The organism is Azohydromonas aeria (assembly GCF_009760915.1).
Taxonomy (GTDB): Bacteria; Pseudomonadota; Gammaproteobacteria; order Burkholderiales; family Burkholderiaceae_C; genus Azohydromonas; species Azohydromonas aeria.
In genome coordinates this window covers 1-21,525 of sequence record NZ_VIDQ01000083.1, presented here as the reverse complement: position 1 = coordinate 21,525, position 21,525 = coordinate 1, and the positions used below count along the sequence as shown (strand labels likewise).

Annotated in this window: 16 protein-coding genes; 2 read left to right on the top strand and 14 right to left on the bottom strand. The window is 72.4% G+C overall.

The features are described 5' to 3' along the window. Position 1: 1 nt before the first annotated feature. Genes biuH through FJ694_RS30460 form a run of 4 tightly spaced genes read right to left on the bottom strand, consistent with a single transcriptional unit; the run spans position 2 to position 3,803 of the window. Entirely contained in the window at positions 2–685 is a 684-nt protein-coding gene (biuH, locus tag FJ694_RS30475; RefSeq protein WP_157271297.1) for a biuret amidohydrolase, read from the bottom strand. After that, entirely contained in the window at positions 682–1,587 is a 906-nt protein-coding gene (locus FJ694_RS30470) for an ABC transporter permease (protein WP_157271296.1), read from the bottom strand. Before FJ694_RS30470 ends, biuH begins: the two co-directional genes overlap by 4 nt. Next, positions 1,584–2,675 (bottom strand): ABC transporter permease, encoded by a 1,092-nt coding sequence (locus FJ694_RS30465; RefSeq protein WP_157271295.1) that lies wholly within the window; start codon positions 2,673–2,675, stop codon positions 1,584–1,586. Before FJ694_RS30465 ends, FJ694_RS30470 begins: the two co-directional genes overlap by 4 nt. Positions 2,676–2,693: 18 nt before the next feature. After that, the gene (locus tag FJ694_RS30460) at positions 2,694–3,803 is read right to left on the bottom strand and encodes a BMP family ABC transporter substrate-binding protein (protein ID WP_157271294.1); all 1,110 of its coding nucleotides are present in this window, start codon (positions 3,801–3,803) and stop codon (positions 2,694–2,696) included. A gap of 437 nt (positions 3,804–4,240) precedes the next feature. Here FJ694_RS30460 and FJ694_RS30455 point away from each other — a divergent pair, with 437 nt between their 5' ends. Next, a complete protein-coding gene (locus FJ694_RS30455) occupies positions 4,241–6,274 on the top strand; it encodes a tyrosine-type recombinase/integrase (RefSeq protein ID WP_198321082.1) in 2,034 nt (677 codons plus the stop codon). Positions 6,275–6,490: 216 nt separating this feature from the next. On the opposite strand, the gene FJ694_RS30450 is transcribed toward FJ694_RS30455, so the two are convergent. Beyond that, positions 6,491–7,522 carry a ParB/RepB/Spo0J family partition protein gene (locus FJ694_RS30450; RefSeq protein ID WP_157271292.1) on the bottom strand — a complete coding sequence of 344 codons (1,032 nt, stop codon included), beginning with the start codon at positions 7,520–7,522 and terminating at the stop codon, positions 6,491–6,493. A 22-nt stretch (positions 7,523–7,544) separates the two neighbouring features. After that, a complete protein-coding gene (locus tag FJ694_RS30445; protein WP_198321081.1) occupies positions 7,545–8,726 on the bottom strand; it encodes an AAA family ATPase in 1,182 nt (393 codons plus the stop codon). Between the two features lie 827 nt (positions 8,727–9,553). Between FJ694_RS30445 and FJ694_RS30440 the strand changes: the two genes are divergently transcribed. After that, positions 9,554–10,933 (top strand): replication initiation protein, encoded by a 1,380-nt coding sequence (locus FJ694_RS30440; protein ID WP_198321080.1) that lies wholly within the window; start codon positions 9,554–9,556, stop codon positions 10,931–10,933. A gap of 1 nt (position 10,934) precedes the next feature. On the opposite strand, the gene FJ694_RS30435 is transcribed toward FJ694_RS30440, so the two are convergent. The 8 genes from FJ694_RS30435 to FJ694_RS30400 form a co-directional block, all read right to left on the bottom strand. Continuing rightward, the gene (locus FJ694_RS30435; RefSeq protein ID WP_157271290.1) at positions 10,935–12,245 is read right to left on the bottom strand and encodes an FGGY-family carbohydrate kinase; all 1,311 of its coding nucleotides are present in this window, start codon (positions 12,243–12,245) and stop codon (positions 10,935–10,937) included. 43 nt (positions 12,246–12,288) lie between these two features. Further along, a complete protein-coding gene (locus tag FJ694_RS30430; RefSeq protein WP_157271289.1) occupies positions 12,289–13,359 on the bottom strand; it encodes a protein-glutamate methylesterase/protein-glutamine glutaminase in 1,071 nt (356 codons plus the stop codon). Between the two features lie 52 nt (positions 13,360–13,411). Continuing rightward, positions 13,412–13,951: a chemotaxis protein CheD gene (locus FJ694_RS30425; RefSeq protein WP_232540298.1), complete on the bottom strand. Its 540-nt coding sequence runs from the start codon at positions 13,949–13,951 to the stop codon at positions 13,412–13,414. Beyond that, positions 13,944–14,753: a CheR family methyltransferase gene (locus FJ694_RS30420; protein ID WP_157271287.1), complete on the bottom strand. Its 810-nt coding sequence runs from the start codon at positions 14,751–14,753 to the stop codon at positions 13,944–13,946. Before FJ694_RS30420 ends, FJ694_RS30425 begins: the two co-directional genes overlap by 8 nt. Before the next feature lie 18 nt (positions 14,754–14,771). After that, complete coding sequence (locus tag FJ694_RS30415) at positions 14,772–15,263, bottom strand: chemotaxis protein CheW (protein ID WP_157271286.1); 492 nt, start codon at positions 15,261–15,263, stop codon at positions 14,772–14,774. 32 nt (positions 15,264–15,295) lie between these two features. Next, positions 15,296–17,953, bottom strand: coding sequence for a methyl-accepting chemotaxis protein (locus FJ694_RS37855; RefSeq protein WP_198321079.1), 2,658 nt, complete (start codon positions 17,951–17,953; stop codon positions 15,296–15,298). 49 nt (positions 17,954–18,002) lie between these two features. Beyond that, positions 18,003–20,213, bottom strand: a complete 2,211-nt coding sequence (locus FJ694_RS37850; protein ID WP_157271285.1) for a methyl-accepting chemotaxis protein — start codon at positions 20,211–20,213, stop codon at positions 18,003–18,005. Positions 20,214–20,234: 21 nt separating this feature from the next. After that, positions 20,235–21,525, bottom strand: a 1,291-nt coding sequence (locus FJ694_RS30400; protein ID WP_198321078.1) for a chemotaxis protein CheA, incomplete at its 5' end; no start/stop codon positions are given.

The following is a 21,525-nucleotide window of genomic DNA, read 5'->3' as shown; positions in this document are numbered from 1 at the left end:
TTCAGCGCGCCTGCAGCGCCTCGATAAGCTGCGCCGAGGTCGAGACGGCGCCGAACACGCCGCCCTGCATCTGCACCATCTTCAGCGCCGCCTCGTGGTTGCCGCGGTCGGTGGCGCCGGTGCAGTCCTGCAGCAGCAGGCACTCGAAGCCGCGGTCGTTGGCCTCGCGCATGGTGGTGTGCACGCACACGTCGGTGGTGATGCCGGTGAGCACGAGGTTGCGGATGCCGCGGGCGGTCAGGATCAGCTCCAGGTCGGTGGCGCAGAACGAGCCCTTGCCCGGCTTGTCGATGACGGGCTCGCCCGGCAGCGGCGCGAGCTCGGGGATGATTTCCCAGCCCGGCTCGCCGCGCACCAGGATGCGGCCGCAGGGGCCGGCGTCGCCGATGCCCGCGCCGATGCGCTGCGAGCGCCAGCGCTTGTTGTCCGGCAGGTCCGACAGGTCCGGCCGGTGCCCCTCGCGGGTGTGGATGACGTGGAAGCCCTGCGCGCGCATCACCGCCAGCAGCGCGCGGATCGGCTCGATCGGCGCGCGCGTGAGCGACAGGTCGTAGCCCATCTTGTCCACGTAGCCGCCGACGCCGCAGAAGTCGGTCTGCATGTCGATGACGAGCAGCGCCGTGTTGGCCGGGCGCAGGTCGCCGTCGAAGGGCCAGGGATAGGGCGAGCTTGCGATGGTCTTCATTTCGACACTCCGAGTTCCAGAGGTGCGCCCTTGAGCGCGCGCCGCGGCGAGCAGGTCGCCACGAGGATGGCCAGCGTCAGCGCGTAGGGCACGGCATTGAAGAGGTGGTAGCCGGCACTGATGCCCATGGACTGCAGCGCCGGGCCGATGGCGCCCGCGCCGCCGAACAGCAGCGCCGCGCCCAGGCAGCGCAGCGGCGACCAGCGCGCGAAGATCACCAGCGCCACCGCGATCAGGCCCTGGCCGCTGGACAGGCCCTCGTTCCAGCTGCCCGGGTAGTACAGCGACAGCGAGGCCCCGCCCAGCCCGGCGACGAAGCCGCCGGCGGTGGTGGCCGCGATGCGCACGCGGTTGACCGAGTAACCCAATGCGCGCGCCGCGTCGCTGGAGTCGCCGGCCATGCGCAGCACCAGCCCGAAGCGGGTGTGCGTGAAGCCCCAGGCCACGAGCAGCGCCAGCGCCACGCCCAGCGGGAAGAGCGCGTTGACCGACAGCGCCGCCTGCACCAGGGCCGAGTTGCTCCATGCGCCCAGCGGCAGCGACGGGATCTGCGGTGCCTGCGGCTGGATCAGCGGCTTGCCCAGGTAGAAGGCCGCGCCCGTGCCCAGCAGCATCAGCGCGATGCCGGTGGCGATGTCCGAGACCCGCGGCAGCGAGCACAACAGCCCGTGCAGCAGCGCCAGCAGCGCGCCGCTGCAGCCGGCGGCCAGCACCCCGATCCAGGGCGAGCCGCTGGCCCACGAGGCGCCGAAGCCGGCCATGGCCGAGAACACCAGCACGCCTTCGAGCCCCAGGTTGATGCGCCCGGCCTTCTCGGTGATGCACTCGCCCAGGCTGACGAAGAGGAAGGGCGTGCCCACGCGGATGGCGCCGCCCAGGATGGCCAGCAGCAGCTCGTTCATGCCGCCCTCCCGCGCTGGCCGACCAGCCGCAGCCGGGACAGCCGCGGCAGCTGCAGGCCGAACAGCCGCCCGCGCAGGCTCTCGGCGCCCAGCACCATCACGAACGCCAGGCCCTGCAGCACCAGCACCGAGGCGTCGGGCAGCCCCAGGCGGCGCTGCAGCAGGCTGCCCGCGGCGCCGAAGCCGCCCAGCAGCAGGGCCACCGGCGGGATGGCCCACGGGTTGTGGCGCGCCACGAAGGCGACGAGGATGCCGGTGTAGCCCAGGCCCGCGATGACCGAGGCGTTGGCCGCGGTGTGCACCGCCGCCACCTCGATGGCGCCGGCCAGCCCCGCGCAGGCGCCGCCCAGCGCGCAGGCCAGCACCACCAGCCGGTTGACCGGCAGGCCCACCAGCCGCGCCGCGCGCGCATTGCCGCCGGCCACGTCCAGCGCGAAGCCGGAGCGGGTCAGGCTCAGCCACAGCCCGGCGGCCACGCACAGCGCCAGGCCCCAGGCCAGGCCCCAGTGCACGTCGCTGCCCCACAGCGTGCCGATGCGCAGGCCCTCCTCCAGCGGCCGCGTCGAAGGCTTGTTCAGGCTGGCCGGGTCGCGCAGCGGGCCCTCGACGAGATGCTTGAACAGCGCGATCGCGAGGTAGCCCAGCAGCAGGCTGGAGATGGTCTCGTTGACGCCGCGCCACTGGCGCAGCACGCCGGCCAGCGCCACCCAGGCCGCGCCCATGGCGGCGCCGGCCAGCAGCACCAGCAGGCTGCCCACGGCATCGCCCGGCAGCGGCAGGGCGTAGGGCAGCGCCGCCGCGGCCAGCGCGCCCAGTACCAGCGCGCCCTCGCCGCCGATGACGGTCAGGCCCGCGCGCGCCGGCAGCGCCACGGCCAGCGCGGTGAGCATCAGCGGCGCGGCGCGCTGCAGGCTGTTCTGCAGGCTGAAGGCGTCGCCGAAGGCGCCCAGGAACAGCAGCGTCCAGGCTTCGAGCGGGCTGGCGCCGGAGAGCCGCACGAACAGGCCGAACAGCAGCAGCGCGCCGGCCAGCGCCAGTGTGGGGATCAGCACCGCCTCGGCAGCACCTTCCCAGCGTCGGGATGGCATGGGGACGTTCCGCGCGGATCAGGCGGGCCGGCCCGTGACGCCCTCGACCAGCCAGTTCATGTTCTCCAGCGCCAGGTCGGTCTGCTTCAGGCTCTGGCCCCTGGCGATGACGACCTTGCCGGTGTTGTCGCGCAGCTCGCCGCTGAAGATGTCGAAGGCGCCGGCCATCATCTTTGCCTTCACCGCGTCGGCCCCCTTGCGCGCGCCCTCCGGGACCATCGCGCCGTAGGGCGAGGTCTTGACGAAGCCGTCCTTGAGCCCGCCACGCACGAAGTTGGGATGGGGCTGGCCGCTGCGCGCGGCCTCGACGAACTGCCGGTGGGCGGTGATCCAGTTCCACTCCGCGCCGGTGAGGTAGGCCTGCGGCGCGAGCTTCGCCTGGCTGGCGTGGTAGCCGCAGACCATCCTGCCGCGCCGCGCCGCGGTCTCGACCACGACCTTGGGGCTGTCCACGTGCATCGTGAGCACGTCGGCGCCCTGGTCGACGAGGCTGTTGGTGGCCTCGGCCTCCTTCACGGGCATGGACCAGTCGCCGGTGAAGATCGGCGTGGTGGTGATCTTCGGGTCCACCGAGCGCGCGCCCAGCGTGAAGGCGTTGATGTTGCGCAGCACCTGCGGGATGGGCTTGGCCGCGACGAAGCCGAGCTTCTTCGTCTTGCTCATGTGCCCGGCGATCACGCCGTTGAGGTACTGGCCCTCGTCGATGTAGCCGAAGAAGCTGCCCACGTTCTTCGGATGCTTCGCCTCGTTCCACAGCCCGCCGCAGTGGGAGAAGCGCACGTTCGGGTTCTTCGGCGCCAGGGCCAGGATGTGCGGGTCGAAGTAGCCGAAGGAGGTGGGAAAGAGCAGCGTGGCGCCGTCCTGCGAGATCATGCCCTGCATCGACTTCTGCACCGCCACCGTCTCCGGGACGTTCTCCTCCTCAACGACCTTGATGCCGGCCATCTTCCTGAGCTCGGCCACGGCCTCGGCCTGCGCCTGGTTGTAGCCGAAATCGTCGCGCGGGCCGACGTAGATCACGCCCACCACCAGCGGCTTCGGTTGCGCTTGCAACAGCGGGCTCGCCGCCAGCCCGGCTCCTGCCACGCCGGTGATCCACGCACGCCGCGTCCACAGCATCGAATCCATCGTCTCGCCTCCGGCTCAGGGCACCGTCTTGGTGTCCGTGTTGATGTTCCAGCCGGTATACAAGCAACGTCCGGGCCACGGCCTGGAGCACTGCGGGCTCCGCATTTCGCACGGGCGTGGTGCCGCTGCGCGCCCGCGGCAGCGGGGTTGCACGCGTTTGGCGCAGCGCCACAGGCCCGATCCAGGTGCCACCTGCCTTCGAGCACCGCACAGTACTGCAGAGCACCGGGTTTCCTGGACACAGCAAGACGCGGGGCAAGCAGCCGCATCGCCGGATGCAAGGCCCGGTGCGTCCTGATAACTTTTATTATCATGTCGCCACGTTAAATCAGTGATTGAGGTGGGCCATGGCGGCGGGCAACCGGGAGAGCGGGCAAGCGGTTGATGCGCCGGCATCCGGCCGTGGACCGGGACGTCCACGTGGCGCGCGCAGCCGCGTGCTGCACGACGAGCAGCCGCTCGGGCGGCACCACTTCGCCTTCCTGCGCGGCTGGCTGCAGGGGCTGGACCTGCGCGCCGCCTGGGATCGCTACCTGGGCTTCAGCGACCTCAGCGCCGACCGGCGCCACATCGAGCGCCGGCGGCTGGCGCTGCTGCGGCAGCTGCTGAGGGAGGCGCATGCGCTGAACCTGACGCTGCCTGAAGGCGAGCGCGTCACGGCCGAACTGGCGTTGCTGGCACAACCACCCGCCGGACCGGGCACCGTTGCCCTGCCCGGCCTCGACGAGTTCATCGACAGCCAGGAACTCGATCGCGACGGCTGTTCCGAGGCCGAGCTTCTGCAGGCCTACCGGGAGTTCTATGGCCTGGACGCCCTGCCCGAGGAGGAGGTGACCGACGACCGGGCCGCAACGCAGGCACCCGGCGCTGCGCAGTTGCGCGCGCTGCTGCGGCTGGAAGAGCTGCTGTCGCGCCGCCCTTCCCCTTCGGACCGGCTGGCGCTGTGGCTGGCGCCGGCGTTGGCCGAGCGGCTGCGCGAGGCCGGCATCGGCTCGCTGGAGACGCTGGTGCGCAGTGCCAACGCGCATGGGGCGAACTGGTGGCGCAAGGTGCCGGGGCTGGGCGCGGCCCGCGCCGCGGCGCTGCTGGCCTGGCTGCAGCCGCTGGCGCGCGAGTGGGACGAGCCGCTGCGCGAGTCGGCGCTGGAGCCGGTGCAGCGGCGCGCCGCCGTGCGCGCGGCCGCGTCGCGCGAGGTTCAAATGCCGGCGCGCTTCGCGCTCGTGCCGCTGGAGCAGCTGGCGGTGCCGCCGCGGCTGGCCGGCGACGCACAGGCGCCGGGGCTCTTCGCCACACGCATGCCCAACCACCTGGGCGCCACGGACGACCGGCAGGCCATCGACGCCTGGCTGCAGCAGTACCGCGACAAGCCGGCCACGCTGCGCGCCTATCGCAAGGAGGTGGAGCGCTTCTACCTGTGGTGCCTGCTGGAGCGGGGCAAGGCGCTGTCCTCGGTGGACAGCCGCGACGCGCAGGCGTACCGCGACTTCATCCGGCAGCCCCCGCCGCACTGGTGCGCCGCCGCGGTGGTCAGCCGCGACGAACCGGCCTGGCGCCCCTTCCGCGGGCCGCTGGGAGCCGCATCGCAGCGCCAGGCGCTGGTGGTGCTGCAGGCCCTGTTCGACGGACTGCGCGATGCCAACTACCTGGTGGGCAATCCGCTGCGCGCGGTCAACAAGAAGGCAGCGCTCGCCGGCGCCCGCATTGACGCCGAGCGCTCCTTCACCGACGCCGAATGGGCCTTCATCCGGGCCCAGCTGGACCGCGAGGAGGCCGCGGCCCGCCTCCGTGCCGGCGTGCCGGCCGGCGCGGAGCAGCGGCGGCTGCGCCTGGTGCTGGAACTGCTGGCCGGCACCGGGCTGCGGCTGGCCGAGATCGGCGCTGCCACGCTGGCCTCGTTGCGGAACGTGCGGCTGGACGGCGCCGACGGCGCAGCCGGCACGGCGACGCTGCTGGTGGTGGACGGCAAGGGCGGAAAGCGGCGCGAGGTGCCGCTGGCCGGCGACCTGGCGGATCTGATCGCCCTCCACCACGCCGACGCGGCCGCGGTCGGGTCCCTGCCCGACGCCGCGCCCTTGGTGTGCACGTTGGCCGAGGCGCCGCCACGCTGGACGGCTGGACCCGACGGCGGCGTGGCCTTGCAGCGGCCGGCCGCCTCCGGCCGGGCCCTCGGCGCTAGCGGGCTCTACCGCAGCCTGAAGCGCTTCTTCCAGCGCATCGCGCGCCAGGCGCATGCGGTGGATGGCCTGGACGCGCAGCGGCTGCGCGCGGCCTCCACGCACTGGCTGCGGCACACCTTCGCCCGCCAGGGCGCCGCCGCCCAGGTGCCGGTGGAAGTGCTGCAGCAGGCCCTGGGGCACGCCAGTCTGGCCACGACCACGATCTACCTCGGCACCGAGCGGGCGCGCATGGTGCGCGAGCTCGACAAGCTGGCGCAGCGCCGCCGCGGCGGCGGCGGCGGCGGCGGCGGATGAAGGCTCGGCCACAGCGACCGATACCGCCACCGTGAGCGGGCCGGGAAGGGGGTGTTCTACCGTAGAACACCCCATCACCCGGCGCACCGGGCCCATGCCGTCCGCGCCTGCCGGAGCATGGCCCGTCGGGTGTTCTACCGTAGAACACTCCTGGCGCCGGCCATGAAAAAGGGGCCCGGAGGCCCCTGCTGGTACTGCCGGGAATGCCGCGCCGGGTCAGTCGAAGAACTTCGCCAGCAGCTCCAGCAGCCGCTTTTCCTTGTCGGCCGTCAGCGCGCCGGCCTTGAAGCGCAACGCGACGTTGCCCTGGGCGTCCTTGTCGAAGGAGCCCACCAGCTTGCCGCCCAGGGTGTAGCGGGTCTGGCGCGTCAGCGCGGACTTCTCTCCCGGGCTGCCCGCCAGCCGCGCCAGCACCTCACGCGCCGCGGGCCGGGGCGACTGCGCTGCGAGCTCGCGCGCCCGCTCCAGCACGCCGGCCTCATCGCGCTCCAGCGCGGCCTTGAGCGGCGCGACCCAGCGGAACTGCAGCTCCAGCGGCGAGGCGAAGGCCTGCACCACCGCGTCGGGCAGCGACGCGATCTGCAGCGCGGTGCTGACGTTGCCCGGCTGCGCGCCGATGGCCGCGGCGAGCTGGCGCAGCGAGGGGAACAGCCCGGCGTCCAGGGCGCGCCGGTACATCATCCCCTGCTCCCACGCCGACAGGTCCTTGCGGCCACGGTTCTCGCGCTCCATCTCGACGAACAGCGCCCGGTCCTCGATGCTGTCCACCAGGCACAGCACCGGCAGGCCCAGCTGGCGGCAGGCCTCCAGTCGCCGGTGCCCGTACACGACCTCGAAGCTGCCAGCGGGCTCGGCCACCGGCCGCACCTTGATCGGCTGGACGTTGCCGCCAGCATCGGCCACCTCGGTCTTGAGCTTGTCGAACTGCGGCGAGGCGTAGTTGAGCTCATGGCGGTTGGCCCAGCGGCTTGGGCGGATCAGCGCGGCGTCGATCAGCCGCGCGGCCTTGGCGCCATCCCACTGCCGAAGCTCGGACAGCGCCTCGTCGAGACGCCCCTGCAGCGCCTGCGACTGCTGCGCGCGCTGCTGCAGTTCCTCGTTCTGGCGCAACAGGTCGGAGCGTGCCTCGTTGGCGAACGCCATCATGGCGCCGGGCGCGGTCTTGGGCCGCGCCGGCACCTCGGTGTCCGGGCCCAGGCCCGGCAGGTTGCTGAAGTCGAGCTTGGCAGCCTTGTTCTTGAGACTCATCGCGTGCCTTTCGTCCTGCTCCTCACACCGCCAGCTGTTCCAGCTGCGTGGCCCACACCGCCTGGATCTGCTGCTCGACGAGCTCGCACATGCGGTCGTAGGCATCGCGCGCGCGGGCGAAGGTCTTGGTATTCATCGCGCCGCGCGGCAGGTCGTAGACCGTGCCGAACTCGGCCGAGGCGGTGGCGGTGACGGCCGTCTTCGGGATCTCGATCGGCAGCACCTTGTCGGCATAGCCTTCCAGCACCCACTGCCGCACCACCGTGCTGGCCGCGTCGTTCGATTCCACGCGCGACAGCAGCACGTCGATGAACTCGAAGGTCTTGTCCTGCCCACGGCTGCGGATGAGCTGGTTGCACAGATCGCTGAACAGGTCCCAGAACTGTGCCGAGCTGGCGAAGTCCAGCGCCGACGGGGGCAGGGGCATGATCACGCCGTCGGCCGCCATCAGCGCATTGATGGTCACGTAGCTCAGCGCCGGCGGGGTGTCGATGACGATGACGTCGTAGTCCATGCGCGCCTGGTCCAGGCCGCGGTCGAGCACGCGCCAGAACTCGAAGCCCGGGTCGCGCGTCTGCCGCGCCGGCAGCGCGAACTCGGCGCCGAAGAGCAGCGGCGCCGCGCACACCAGGTCGATGCCCGGCCAGTAGCTCTCGCGGATGGCGTAGCTCAGGTCCTCGTGCGCGCCGGAGAACAGCAGCATCGCCGTGTGCTCCTGCTCGACCTCGGCGTCGGGCAGCACGCCAAAGAGGGTGGTGGCCGAACCCTGCGGGTCCAGGTCCACCACCAGCACCTTGTGGCCGCGCATGGACAGGCCCTGCGCCAGCGTCACCGCCGAGGTGGTCTTGGCCACGCCGCCCTTGAAATTGGCCACCGTCAGCGTCGTGCCGGCCGCGCCTTCCGGGCGCATGTGCGCGGCGCGGAACTCGCGGATCCACTGCCGGGCGTCGCCCATCGACCACTCGCGCCGGTTGCCCTGCATCTGACCCGCCGGCAGATCGCCGCGGGTCAGGCGGTAGGCGATCTTCGACTTGTCCACGTGGCACAGCTGGGCCAGTTGCGCCGCGCTGAGGCTGGGGGCCGTCTTCTGCGCCGCCGGCGGCAGCATGGCAGCACGGATGTGCCCCATCATCGCGGCCACGCGTGCCGCCTGGTGTTCGATGTCGGCCAGACTCTGCCGACGGATCGCCTGTCTGATGTCCATGGACCCGTGCCCTGTTGTTACGTTTTGGGAAGTGCAGGCGATTATGCACGGCACATCGGAAAAATCGCTTGTGAGACGTTGCACCGCAAGAACGGCAGCAAAGCTCAGCAAGGAGGGGAAGAATCCATGTCGCTCCCGTCCGGGATTAAGAAAAGTCAATAAGCTTCAAAGAGATTAAGGCTTGTGGACAAGTCTGTCTTTATCTTTTAAATCAATGACTTGCGTAGGTGTTGCAGCGCTTCTCGTCCGGCCTTTACCCGCCTCCGTCCCGGTTTTACCCGCCTCCGTCCAGGCTTTGCCCGCCGGGCGTCCTGGACCTACCCGGGGCCTGGGACAACTTGTACACAAGCTGGACGGACATACAGCTTCAGCGCGTCCGTAACAGGCACGGGTCCCGGCAGGCCGCTGGCGTCCATCATTTAACCGCCTGCCAGACGCCTGCAAGCCGCTGCGCAGACTGGAAGCGTCCGGCTTCTACCCGGCGGCGCTGGAAAGCCCGGTGCGGGTGATGGCGTCCCAGGTGTCCGGCTTCTACCCGGCCCTGCTGATGGAATCGGGCAGCGGCTGTCGTGGCCGACCGTCCAGCTTCTTACCGCCTGGCCCGGGAGCGGACTCGAGCGGTCCGGCACGAACTGTCCACCCTTTAACCGGCCACCAGGCCCGGCCCGGGTGCCCGTTTCGCTTGCAGTGTCCAGCCTTTACCCGGTGTTGGGCGAACCGCCACGTGTCGTCATTCGATCGGACACTCGATGGGCGACGAACCGCATGAAGTGGCGGACGCTGCCGGGTTCAACTGTCCAATCCGATGTGGACATATGATGTCGGCCATGGACGACAAGGACACGCCGCGCCTGCCCGCCGCGAAGGAAGAGGGCGCCGAGCTGCGCAAGCCGCACGAGATGATCGTGATGGTGCCGCGCTCGCGCCGCGTCACGCTCACCGGGCGGCGGCTCTACAACGCGCTGCTGCAGGTGTCGCAGTCGCGGCTGCAGGCCATGGCGACCATGCCGGCAGCCGACTACATGTTCGAGGCGCCGCTGCCCGCGCTGCTGCGCACCACCGGCTCCAGCGGCGAGGACCGCACGGCTGCCAAGCGCTACCTGCGTGAGATGCGCGGACTGGAGGTGGACTGGGAGTCCACCGCGCCGGGCGACGGGCTCAAGTGGCGCGGCTTCAGCATGCTCAGCGAAGTCGCCATCGAGGTGCGCAACGGCGAGAACTGGGTGTCCTGGTCCTACCCGCCCACGATCATGTCGGCGCTGCGCGAGCCCGCGCGCTGGGCCCGCATCGACCTGGACCTGCTGGCCAAGCTCGGCTCCTACGCGGCCGTGGCGCTGTACGAGATCTGCGCCCGCTACCGCGACAACCCTTCGGGCGTGACCAGCCGCAAGCCGGTGAACTGGTGGGCCGACGCGCTCAGCCAGGCTCCGGGCGGCGCCGAGCGGCGCGAGTGGCGCAAGTTCAAGAACGAGCGCGTCAAGCCGGCGGTGGAGGAGATCAACAGCGAGACCGACATCGAGATCGAGCTCATCGAGCACAAGCTCGGCCGCGCCGTCAGCGAGGTGCAGTTCGCCGTGCGCCGCAAGCGTGGGCTGCCGCGCGCGCGCGCCCTGGCGGAAGGGCCGGTGGACGCCGGCCTGGTGCTGCGCGCGGAGTCGCTGGGCATCCGCGAAGCCAAGCTCGACGGCCTGATCAAGGAATTCGGCGAGACGCGGGTGCGCGAGCAGCTCGACGTGCTGGAGCGGCGCAGCGTCAACCGCAAGCTGCGCGGTGTCGAGCATGCCTACGCCTACCTGCGCTCGCTGCTGCGCCATGGCGGGGAAGACGCAGCGCCCGCGCTGCCAGCGCCGGCCGAGCCCGTCGCACCGGCGGCGCTGGCCACGGCGGCGGCGGATCCTGTCCCCGCGGTCGCGCCTGCCCCTGCGGCGCCGTCCGCCGCCCTGGCGCCCACGCCGGGCGAAGCCTGGCTGAACCAGCGCATCGCACAGGTGAAGGCGGAGATCGCGGCGCTGGATGCGGTGCAGCGCCGCGGCTGGGTCGAGCGCGCGCTGCAGGAGCTCGCCGCGCGCGGCCTGCTCAGCGCCGTGGTGTCGCGCCGCGCCGCCCAGGGCGACGTGCTGCACGGCGTGCTGGGCTCGGTGCTGGTGCGTGTCTATGCCGAGGCCGTGCACGGCCCCGGCTGGGACCGGCCGGGACACGCGGGCTGACTCACGAGCCGCCCATCGCCGCGCGCGCCAGCCGCGCGGCGCCGCAGGCCGCCTCCTCCTGCGCGGCCCGCTCCACCGGCACGCCCAGGCAACGCCGGCGAATCTCCAGCCACGCCGCGTTGCGCGCGCCGCCGCCCACGCTCAGCACCCGCGCAGGCGCGGGCGCGCCGAGCCCGGCCAGGCGCCGGTAGCCCAGTGCCTCCACCCGCGCGATGCCTTCGAGCAGGCCCTGGAGGAACAGCGCATCGTCGCCGGGACGCGGCGACACGCGCGGCGCCAGCGCCGGGTCGTTGACGGGGAAACGCTCGCCCGCGGCCGGCAGCGGGTAGTAGTCCAGCCCGGTGTCGGCTTCGGGCCGCAATCGCGGCGTGAGCGCGGCCATGGCCTCGGCGCTGAAATGCCGCAGCAGCGCCGCGCCGCCGCTGTTGGAGGCACCGCCCGCCAGCCACAGGCCGCCCAGGCGGTGGCTGTAGATGCCGTAATCCGGCGCCACCACGGGCCGCGGCGACAGCAGCTTGAGCACCAGCGTGCTGCCCAGCGAGGTCACGGCCTCGCCCACGCGCGACGCGCCGGTGGCGAGGAAGGCCGCGACGCCGTCGGTCGTGCCCGCAACCACCTGCACCTCGCGTGGCAGGTCGAGGTCGCGCGCCACCTCGGCCGCGATGGGCGCCAGCGGCGTGCCCGGCGCCAGCACGCGCGGCAGCAGGGCAGGGCGCACGCCCAGCGTGCGCAGCCAGCCGGGCCAGCGGCGGCGCAGCGGGTCCCAGCCGAGCTTGAGCGCGTTGTGCTCGTCCGAGCAGCCCCAGCGGCCCGAGAGCCGGGCGGCGATCCAGTCGGCCTGGTGCAGGGCATGGGCCGCCTGCGGGAGCTGCTGCTGCAAATGCAGCAGCCGCGCCAGCGCGCAGGCCGGGCCGCGCGCGGCCGTGTCCGGCGGGGCGACGGCGGCAATGCGCTGGGCCTCCTCCGTGCATGCAGCGTCGTCGTACATCAGCGCCGGCGCCAGCGGCGTGCCCTGGGCGTCCGTCAGCAGCAGCGTGCCGGAGGTGCCGTCCACGGCCAGGGCCGCGAGCGCGCGGCGGTCCACCGCCGAAAGCGCGGCGGCCAGTGCGCGCCGCGCCGCGTCCCACCAGGCGGCCGGGTCCTGCGTGACGCGCGCGCCGTCGCGGCGCGAGGCGGGCAGCGGCTCGCGCGCGAGCGCCTGCACCGCGCCGGCGGCGTCGACGACCACGGCGCGCACGCCGGAGGTGCCCAGGTCCAGGCCCAGGAACAGGCGCCGGCCGGCGGCCGTGTCGGAAGGGAAACCAGCGGCCATGGCCGCATTGTCAAGCGCGGCGACCGGCCGCGGCGCCGAAGCCTCAGGCGCGCTGCATCAGCCAGCCGGCGATGCGCTCCAGCGGCAGCGCCTGGTCCGCGCCGCCGTGGCGCAGCGCCTCGTTGGGCATGCCGAAGACCACCGACGTGGCCTCGTCCTGCACCACGGTGGCCGCGCCGGCGTCGCGCATGGCGCGCAGGCCGCGCGCGCCGTCGTCGCCCATGCCGGTCAGCACCACCCCCACGGCGTTGGCGCCGGCGCACTGCGCCACCGAGCGCAGCAGCACGTCCACCGAGGGCTTGTGGCGGTTGACGAGCGGGCCGTCGCGCACTTCCACCTGGTACTGCGCGCCGCTGCGGCGCAGCTGCATGTGCTGGCCGCCCGGGGCGATCAGCACCCGGCCCGGGCGCACCCGCTCGCCGTCGCGCGCCTCCAGCACTTCGAGCGCGCACAGGCCGTTGAGGCGGCTGGCCATGGCCGCCGTGAAGCGCGGCGGCATGTGCTGCACGATGACGATGCCCGGCGCCGTGCGCGGCAGGCTCATCAGCACCGTCTCGATGGCCTGCACGCCGCCGGTGGAGGCGCCGATGGCGAAGACGCGCTCGGTGGTGGCGCTCAGCGCGGTGGCCGGCGCCGGGGCCGCGGCCGGGGCGGGTGCGGCGGCAACGGCGACGGCAGCCGCCGCCGGTGCGGGCCGTGGCGCGGTACGCACCGCGCGCAGGTTGGCGCGCGCGGCGGCGCGCACCGCGGGCACCAGGCCGTTGTCGGTGTCCTGCAGGAAGTCGCGCAGTCCCAGCGTGGGCTTGGTGACGAAGGCCACGGCGCCGGCGGCCAGCGCCTGCAGCGTGGTCTCGGCGCCAGCGGCGGTGAGCGTGGAGCACATCACCACCGGCGTCGGCCGCTCGGCCATGAGCTTGCGCAGGAAGCTCAAGCCGTCCATGCGCGGCATTTCCACGTCCAGCACGATCACGTCGGGCCAGGCGGCCTGCATCTTCGACCAGGCGAACACCGGGTCGCTGGCGGTCACGCACACCTCGAAGCCGGCGCTGGTCAGCAGCCCGGTCAGGCACTGGCGCACCACCGCCGAGTCGTCGATCACGGCCACGCGGGTCATGCTTGCATTCCTGTTGTTCGGGTCGTCATGGCGAGAAGAGGGATTCGTTGAGTCAGCCCGGGGCCGCGCCGCGGCGCACCGCGACCTCGCCGCTGGCCAGCTGCAGCACGACGGTGCGCGGCACCTGGTCGCCCACGTCCACGCCCTCGAGCTGGAAGCCGTGGCGGTCGATCAGCGTCCAGCCCAGCTCGATGTTGCGCTCGCCCACGTTGAACTTCACGCCGCCGTGGTCGGGCATGGTGTCGGCACCGCCGTAGAGGTGCGCCACGTACTCGGCCGGGCGCGTGCCGCAGCGTGCCAGTTGCGCCAGCAACCGCTCCACGGCCTCGTCGCCGTAGCGCCCGTCCAGCGGCGCGCCGGCGGGCCGCTTGCGCGAGGGCAGCAGGAAGTGGCACATGCCGCCGAGCTTGCGCACCGGGTGCCACAGCGTGATGGCCACGCACGAGCCCAGCAGCGTGCGCAGGCTGGCGGCCTTGTCGCCGAAGTGCAGCTGCCCGGGCATAAGCACCAGCGCCTGCCCCGGACGGGCCGCGACCTCGCCCACGGCCGCGCCCGGGGGCGTGGCCGCGGTGCGCGCCGGGATGTCAGGCAAGGGCATAGATGGCGGGAGCCAGCGGGCGCAGCGGCAGGTCCAGCGCGGCCAGCGACTCGGCATGCCCCGTGTAGAGCTGCCCGCCGGGCTTGAGCCGCGTGAGCACGCGGCGCACGATCGCCGCCTTGGCGGGATTGTCGAAGTAGATGAGCACGTTGCGCAGGAACACGACGTCGAACGTCGGCAGCGACGCCGGCAGCTCCTGCATCAGGTTGGCGCACTCGAAGCGCACGCGTGCGCGCAGCGCGCGCTGGATCAGCATGCGCCCCTCGTACTCGCCGCCGCCCTTGAGGCAGTAGCGGCGCAGCCACTGCGGCGGGATGCCCTCGATGCGATCCATCGCGTAGAGCCCGCGGCGCGCGGCCTGCACCACGGCCGTGGACAGGTCGGTCCCCACCACGCTCCAGGGCCGCGCGCCCAGCGCGTCGTCGAGCAGCATGGCGATGCTGTAGGCCTCCTCGCCGCTGGAGCTGGCCGCGCTCCAGACCGTGAACTCGCCCGCCGGCGGCGCGGCCTTGAGATGCCGCGTCAGCGCCTCGAAGTGCTGCGGCTCGCGGAAGAAATAGGTCTCGTTGGTGGTGAGCCGGTCGATGACGCGGGTGTGCTCGGCGGCCGGCGCGCCGCCGTGCAGCAGCCACTGCACGTAGTCGTCAAGCCCGCTGCGGCCGGCCTCGTGGGCCAGGCGCTGCAGCCGCCCGGCCACCAGCCCGTGCTTGGCCGCGCTCAGGCGGATGCCCGAGGTCTTGAAGAAGAAGTCGCACACGGCCTCGAAGGCCGGCATGGACAGCTGCGTGGTGCTCATGGCGCGTCGAGGGCAGGCTCAGGGGGCGTGCGCGGCGATCAGCCCGGCCAGCTCCGCCGGCGCCAGCACGCGCTCGGGCGCGAGCAGGCTGGCGATCTGGCCGCGCGTGCGCACCATGCCGGCCAGGAACTCCGGCGCGATGCGCGTGCCCAGCGGCGGCACGGGCTCGATGTCGTCCAGCGCCACGTCGAGCACCTCGTACACCGCGTCCACCAGCAGCCCGGCCACGAGCGTGCCGTGCTCCTCGTCGCCGGCAGCCTCCATCACCACGATGCAGCTGCGCTTGCCAAGCGTGCTGGGCGCGGCGCCCAGCCGCGCGGCCAGGTCGATCACCGGCACCACGGCGCCGCGCAGGTTCATCACCCCGCGCACGAAATCCGGCGTGCGCGGCAGCGGCGTCAGGCGCCCGGCTTCCAGGATCTCGTGCACCGCGTCGATCGGGGCGACGCAGGTCTCGCTGCCCACGGCCAGGCGCAGCACCTGGCGGGTCGGGCTCGTTGCGGCTTGCATGGTCGTCAATGGCCGTGAATGGCGAAGGTGTGTCAGAAGGAGCTGAAGGACGACTCGTCGATGTCGTCGCCCGCACCGGCGGCGCCGGCCGCCACGGCGCGCGCGCCCGGGTTGCTCCAGGCGGCGCCGCGTGCGCCGGCACGCGCGGGCATCGGCCGCGCGCGCGGTGCCGTGGCCACATGCGCCAGCACGGCACGGGTCTCGGCCCTGGCGCGGGCCACCACCTGCGGCACGGGGCCGCCTTGCGGCAGCTGGAAGAAGGCCATCAGCTCCTGCAGCTGCGCGGCCTGCGCCGAAAGCTCCTCGGCCGTGGCCGAAAGCTCCTCGGCCGCGGAAGCGGCCTGCTGCGTGGAAGCGTTGAGCTGGTTCATGGCGCCGCCGACCTGGCCCACGCCGTCGTTCTGCTCGCCCGAAGCGGCGGCGATCTCCTGCACCAGCTCGCTGGTCTTGCGGATGGACGGGAGCATCTCGCCCAGCAGGCTGCCGGCCTTCTCGGCCAGCTGCACCGAGGAGCCGGCCAGCGTGCCGATCTCCTGGGCCGCCACCTGGCTGCGCTCGGCGAGCTTGCGCACCTCGGCGGCCACCACGGCGAAGCCCTTGCCATGCTCTCCCGCACGCGCGGCCTCGATGGCGGCGTTCAGGGCCAGCAGGTTCGTCTGGTAGGCGATGTCGTCGATGATGGAGATCTTGGTGGCGATGGACTTCATCGCCGCCACCGTCTGCTCCACGGCCTGGCCGCCCTCGACCGCCTGCTGCGCGGCCTTGGCCGCGATGCCGTCGGTGAGGTTGGCGTTGTCGGCGTTCTGCCGCACCGACGACGACACTTCCTGCAGCGCCGCGGTGGTTTCCTCGACGCTGGCGGCCTGCTCGGAGGCGCCATGCGCCAGCGACTGCGAGGTGCTCGACACCTGGCCTGCCGCGGCCGTGAGCTGCTGCGCGGAGACGCCCACCTCCGTCAGCGTCGTGGCCAGGCGCTGCAGTGTGTTCTCCAGCGCGGACTGCAGCTCGGCGAAGTCGCCGCGGTAGCTGCCGCGCATGCCGGCGGTCAGGTCGCCGCCTTCGAGCGCGGCCAGCACGGCGCGCAGCTCCTCGATCGGCGCGACGATGGCGTCGAGCGTGCCGTTGACGCCGTCGATGATGCGGCGGAAGTCGCCCTGGTGGCGCGCGGTGTCGGCGCGCACGTCGAGCCGGCCTTCCTGCGCAGCCTGCGCCAGCAGGTCGGCGTCCTTGATGAGCGCCTGCAGGTTGGCGCGCACCTGCTCGATGGTGCGGTTGATGAAGGCCTTCTTGCCCGGCAACTGCGCCATGGCCGCGCTGAAGTCGCCGCGGCCGAAGGCTTCGAACACGGCAATGGCGCGCTTCTTCACGTCGATGTGCGCGGCCACCATGTCGTTGACGCCCTGCGCCACCGTGCGGTACTCGCCGCGGAAGAGGTTGACGTCCACCACCACGTCGATGTCGCCGGCCTCGTGCTCGCGCGCCATGTGCTTCATCTGCGCCAGCAGCGTGTTGAGCGTGGTGCGCACTTGCTCGAAGGAGGCTGCGATCTCGGCAAACTCGTCGCGGCCGTCCACGCGCACCGGGCGGTCCAGCTCGCCGGCGGCCACCAGCGTCGCGCCGCTGCTCAGCGCCAGCGCGCCCTGGCGGATCGAGTGGCGGATGGCGCCGAAGATGTAGAGCGCCAGCAGCGTGCCCAGGGCCATGCCGCCGATGCACAGCATGCGCTGGCGTTCCAGCCTCACCTCGCGCGCCAGCAGCTCCTCGTTGAGCATCGAGACGGCCACCTTCTGGAATGCCGAGATCCGGTCGCCGGCCGCCAGGCCGCGCTGGATGTTGCCTTCCACGTCGCCCTCGATGCGGCCCACCCTGGCCATCAACTTCACGGCCGCCACGTAGTCGTCCACTGCGGCCGCGGTGGCTCCCCAGCCCTCGGGCTGCCGGGCTTCGTAGCGTTGGAGGGCAACCATGTCGCGCTGCAGCTCTTCGCGGGCCAGCTGGATGTCCTGTTCCAGGGTTTGGAGCCGGACGCTGTCGGCCTCGGTCCACTGGCCGGCCTGCAGCGCCATCGACGCCACTGCGCGCAACGACATGACGGCGTCGAAGTAGGGGAAGAAATGCTGGGTACTGGCCAGCATCAGGTAATAGGTGCCGGGCTCGGGATCGAGCGCCAGCTCGCTGTGCTGCACCACCAGCGTGTTGAAGCCGTCGAGGCGGCGCATCAGCGCCGTGTGTTCCCTCACGGAGGCCTGCGCATCGGCGCTGCCCTGGCCGCTGGCCAGGCGCTTGATCTCGTCGCGCACCGGCGCCCATGCCCGATCCCGGTCCAGTCCCGCCACGTCCTGCGAGATCTGCGCCTGCAGCCGGTCGATGGCGGCACGCGTGGCCGGCAGCTGTGCCCGGGCCTGCTCGCGGCCGCTGAGCGCCAGGAAGTTCAAGCCCCGGTGCTTGGCCAGCTCGCCTTGCAAGACTGCGATGTCCGCCACCACCTTGGCGCCCTCGACTTCGCGCGCGGTGTCCGCGTACGCGTGGTCGATCTGGCGCACCAGGATCACCATGGCCACCACCAGCGGCACGAACAGCAGCAGCGCCAGCATGGCGAACTTGGTGCTCAGCCGCAGCCGGCCCAGCAGCGGCATCGCGGGCGCGAACAGGGAGGCGCCCAGGCCGCCGGAAGAGGTGAGGGAAGACATGGTGGTTCGGTCCCTGAAAGGTTTGTTGTTCGTCGCGCCTGCGCGGCGCTCAGTACGCCAGCGCCGCTGCCTTGGCGCGCGCACGCGCCGCGGTGTCGATGGGTTGCGCCTGGAACGAGGCGGCCGCGGTGCGTCGCGCCGCGCCGCGCGGCTGTGCCGGCGCCACGTCCTCCTCCAGCTGGAAGAACGCCATCAGCTCCTGCAGCTCGGCGGCCTGCGCCGACAGCTCCTCGGCCGTGGCCGACAGCTCCTCGGAGGCCGAGGCCGCCTGCTGCGTGGAGGCGCTCAGGTTGTGCATGGCGGCCGTGACCTGGCCCACGCCCTGGCTCTGCTCGCCGGAGGACGCGGCGATCTCCTGCACCAGCTCGCTGGTCTTGCGGATCGAGGGCAGCATCTGCGTCAGCAGCGTGCCGGCCTTCTCGGCCAGCTGCACCGAGGAGCCGGCCAGCGTGCCGATTTCCTGCGCCGCCACTTGGCTGCGCTCGGCGAGCTTGCGCACCTCGGCGGCCACCACGGCGAAGCCCTTGCCATGCTCGCCCGCGCGCGCGGCCTCGATGGCGGCGTTGAGGGCCAGCAGGTTCGTCTGGTAGGCGATGTCGTCGATGATGGAGATCTTGGTGGCGATGGACTTCATCGCCGCCACCGTCTGCTCCACGGCCATGCCGCCTTCCTTGGCTTCCTGCGCGGCCTTGGCCGCGATGCCGTCGGTGAGGTTGGCGTTGTCGGCGTTCTGCTTGACCGAGCCGCTCATCTCCTGCAGCGAAGCGGTGGTTTCCTCGACGCTGGCGGCCTGCTGCGAGGCGCCGTGCGCCAGCGACTGCGAGGTGCTCGACACCTGCGCCGAGGCGTGGCCGAGCTGGGAAGCCGCGGCGCGCACCTGCACGATGGTGCGGCTCACCGTCTCGACCAGCGCGTTGAACTGCTCGCCGACCTGGCGGAAGAAGCCCTGCTTGCCGTCGAGCGCGATGCGCCGCGACAGATCGCCCTCGGCCGCGGCCGAGGCCAACGCGCCGAGCTCGCGCTCGGCGGCGATCTGGTCGGTGCGGTCCAGCCACTGGCCCACGGTGCCGAGCTGCTGGCCCTGCGCGTCCAGGATCGGCGTGGACGTGACCTCGTACTGGCGCCCGCCCAGCGTCAGCTGCGACATGGCCGGCTGGGTCAGGGCCTTGAGCCGTGCCAGCGCGGCCTGCGGGTCGGCGTGGAACACGCCCACCGAGCCGCCGATGACGCGCTCGGGGTCGAAGCCCGGGTTCTGGGCGCGGAAGGCGGCCGCGTCGCGGCGCAGGATGTGCTTGAGCACGTCGTTGAGGTAGACCACCGTGCCCTCGGCATCGGCGATGAGCACCGGCATGGAAGCCGCGTCCAGCGCCTGGCGGATGCGGGTGTTGACCGCGGCCGTCTTGAGCTCTTCCTGCTGCTTGCGCTGCAACTGCTCGGCCAGGTCGGCACGCTTGGCGGCGTCGGCCAGCTCGAAGCCCAGGCGCGTCTGCACGCGCTTGAGCGCGATCAGCAGCAGCGCGGCGGTGTCCTTGCCCTGGGTGTGCAGCGTGCCGTCGAAGTTGCCCTCGCTGTAGCGCTCCAGGTGCTGCGTGGCTTCCTGCGCCGCGGCCTGCAGGCGCCGGCCGTTGAGGCCCTGCCACAGCAGGCCCAGCGCGGCCACGCCGGCGCCCGCGCCGGCCAGCGCCCAGCCCTGCGACTGCAGCCCCGCGCCGGCCGCGCCCGCGCCGGCCAGCACCAGCGCACCGGCCAGTGCCGAGCGCACGCCCGGGTGCAGCCTGGGCAGCGGGTTGAGCCGCGCCAGCGAGCGGGTGTTGACCACCTGCCCCTCGCGGATGGCCAGCCCCTGCGCGCGGCCCTCGCGGAAGCGCGCGTACAGGTCCTGCGCCTGCTGCACCTGCTCGCGCGTGGGGCGCGTGCGCACCGACATGTAGCCCGTGGTCTGGCCGCGCTCGCGCACCGGCACCGCGTTGGCGATGACCCAGTAGTGGTCGCCGTTCTTGCGCCGGTTCTTGACCGCGGCGCTCCAGGGGCGCCCGGCCTGCAGCGTGCGCCACATGTCCTCGAACGCCTCGCTGGGCATGTCGGGGTGGCGCACGATGTTGTGCGGCTGCCCGATCAGCTCGGCCTCGGTGAAGCCCGAGGACTCGATGAAGTCGTCGTTGACGTAGACGATGCGGCCCTTGAGGTCGGTGCGCGACACGATGGTCATGCCCTCGCGCAGCGCGTACTCCTGCTGGGTCACGGGAAGGTTCTGGCGCATGGTGTTGGCCCTGCTGCTGTGTCAGTGCGCGGCCGCCGTCGGCTGCGGTTGGGAAAGGGAAGATGCGGCGCGCGCCGGGCGCGTGGCGCAGGCCAGCAGCCCGCCCACGTCGAGCACCAGCGCCACGTCGCCGGAGCCCAGCACGGTGGAGCCGGCCAGGCCCTGGAGCTGGCGGAAGATGCTCGCCAGCGGCTTGATCACGGTCTGGTGCTCGCCCAGCAGCCGGTCCACCACCAGGCCCAGGCGCAGCGAGCCGTCGCGCACCACCACCAGGCTGCGCCGGCGCACGTCGGCGCTGGGCTGGCCGTAGAAGTTCGCCACGTCGATCCAGGGCAGCACCTCGCCGCGCAGGTCGAAGGTGCCGCTGACGCGGCTGCGCTCGCGCTGCACCTCGGCCGGCAGGTCGATGCACTCGGCCACCACCGCCAGCGGCAGCACGTAGTTGACTTCGCCGACCTGGGTCAGGAAGCCGTCGATCATGGCCAGCGTCAGCGGCAGCCGGATCTGCGTGCGCGTGCCCGCGCCGGCGCGGCTGTGCAGCGTGATGTGGCCGCGCAGCGACTCGATGTTGCGCTTGACCACGTCCATGCCCACGCCGCGCCCGGACAGGTCCGTGACCTGCTCGGCGGTGGAGAAGCCCGGCAGGAAGATCAGCTGCCAGACCTCCCCGTCGGAGAGCAGCTCGCCGTCGTTGATGAGCCCGCGCTGCTGCGCCTTGGCCACGATGCGCTCGCGGTCGAGCCCGCGCCCGTCGTCGGTGACCTCGATCACGATCGAGCCGGCCTCGTGGTACGCCGTCAGCGCCAGCTGCCCGGCCTCGGGCTTGCCCGACGCCTGCCGCGCCTCGGGCGCCTCCAGGCCGTGGTCCAGGCTGTTGCGCACCAGGTGCATCAGCGGGTCGGCGATGGATTCGACCATCGACTTGTCGAGCTCGGTGTCGCCGCCGTGGATGCTCAGCTCCACGCGCTTGCCCAGCTGCTTGCTCACGTCGCGCACCACGCGCTGGAAGCGGCTGAAGGTCTCGCCGATGGGCACCATGCGCAGCGCCAGCGCGCCGTCGCGGGTCTGCTGGATCAGCTCGGCCACGCGCGCCGTGGCTTCCAGGAAGGAAGGCACGGCGCCCTGGTGCGCGACCATTTGCGCGCCCGAGCCGGCGATGACGAGCTCGCCGATGAGGTCGATGAGCTTGTCGAGCTTGTCGGCGCGCACGCGCACGAAGCGCGTGTCCTCGCCGCCGCGCCCGGGCTGCGCCGCGCCGCGGCGCTCGGCCGCGCCCTGGCGCCGCTCGGCCAGCGCGGCGTTCACCGCCGCC

Bases quoted from the DNA above. Each gene is read 5' to 3' on its own strand.
- biuH (WP_157271297.1), bottom strand. From the start codon at position 685: ATGAAGACCATCGCAAGCTCGCCCTATCCCTGGCCCTTCGACGGCGAC.
- FJ694_RS30470 (WP_157271296.1), bottom strand. From the start codon at position 1,587: ATGAACGAGCTGCTGCTGGCCATCCTGGGCGGCGCCATCCGCGTGGGC.
- FJ694_RS30465 (WP_157271295.1), bottom strand. From the start codon at position 2,675: ATGCCATCCCGACGCTGGGAAGGTGCTGCCGAGGCGGTGCTGATCCCC.
- FJ694_RS30460 (WP_157271294.1), bottom strand. From the start codon at position 3,803: ATGGATTCGATGCTGTGGACGCGGCGTGCGTGGATCACCGGCGTGGCA.
- FJ694_RS30450 (WP_157271292.1), bottom strand. From the start codon at position 7,522: ATGAGTCTCAAGAACAAGGCTGCCAAGCTCGACTTCAGCAACCTGCCG.
- FJ694_RS30445 (WP_198321081.1), bottom strand. From the start codon at position 8,726: ATGGACATCAGACAGGCGATCCGTCGGCAGAGTCTGGCCGACATCGAA.
- FJ694_RS30440 (WP_198321080.1), top strand. From the start codon at position 9,554: ATGGACGACAAGGACACGCCGCGCCTGCCCGCCGCGAAGGAAGAGGGC.
- FJ694_RS30435 (WP_157271290.1), bottom strand. From the start codon at position 12,245: ATGGCCGCTGGTTTCCCTTCCGACACGGCCGCCGGCCGGCGCCTGTTC.
- FJ694_RS30430 (WP_157271289.1), bottom strand. From the start codon at position 13,359: ATGACCCGCGTGGCCGTGATCGACGACTCGGCGGTGGTGCGCCAGTGC.
- FJ694_RS30420 (WP_157271287.1), bottom strand. From the start codon at position 14,753: ATGAGCACCACGCAGCTGTCCATGCCGGCCTTCGAGGCCGTGTGCGAC.
- FJ694_RS30415 (WP_157271286.1), bottom strand. From the start codon at position 15,263: ATGCAAGCCGCAACGAGCCCGACCCGCCAGGTGCTGCGCCTGGCCGTG.
- FJ694_RS37855 (WP_198321079.1), bottom strand. From the start codon at position 17,953: ATGTCTTCCCTCACCTCTTCCGGCGGCCTGGGCGCCTCCCTGTTCGCG.
- FJ694_RS37850 (WP_157271285.1), bottom strand. From the start codon at position 20,213: ATGCGCCAGAACCTTCCCGTGACCCAGCAGGAGTACGCGCTGCGCGAG.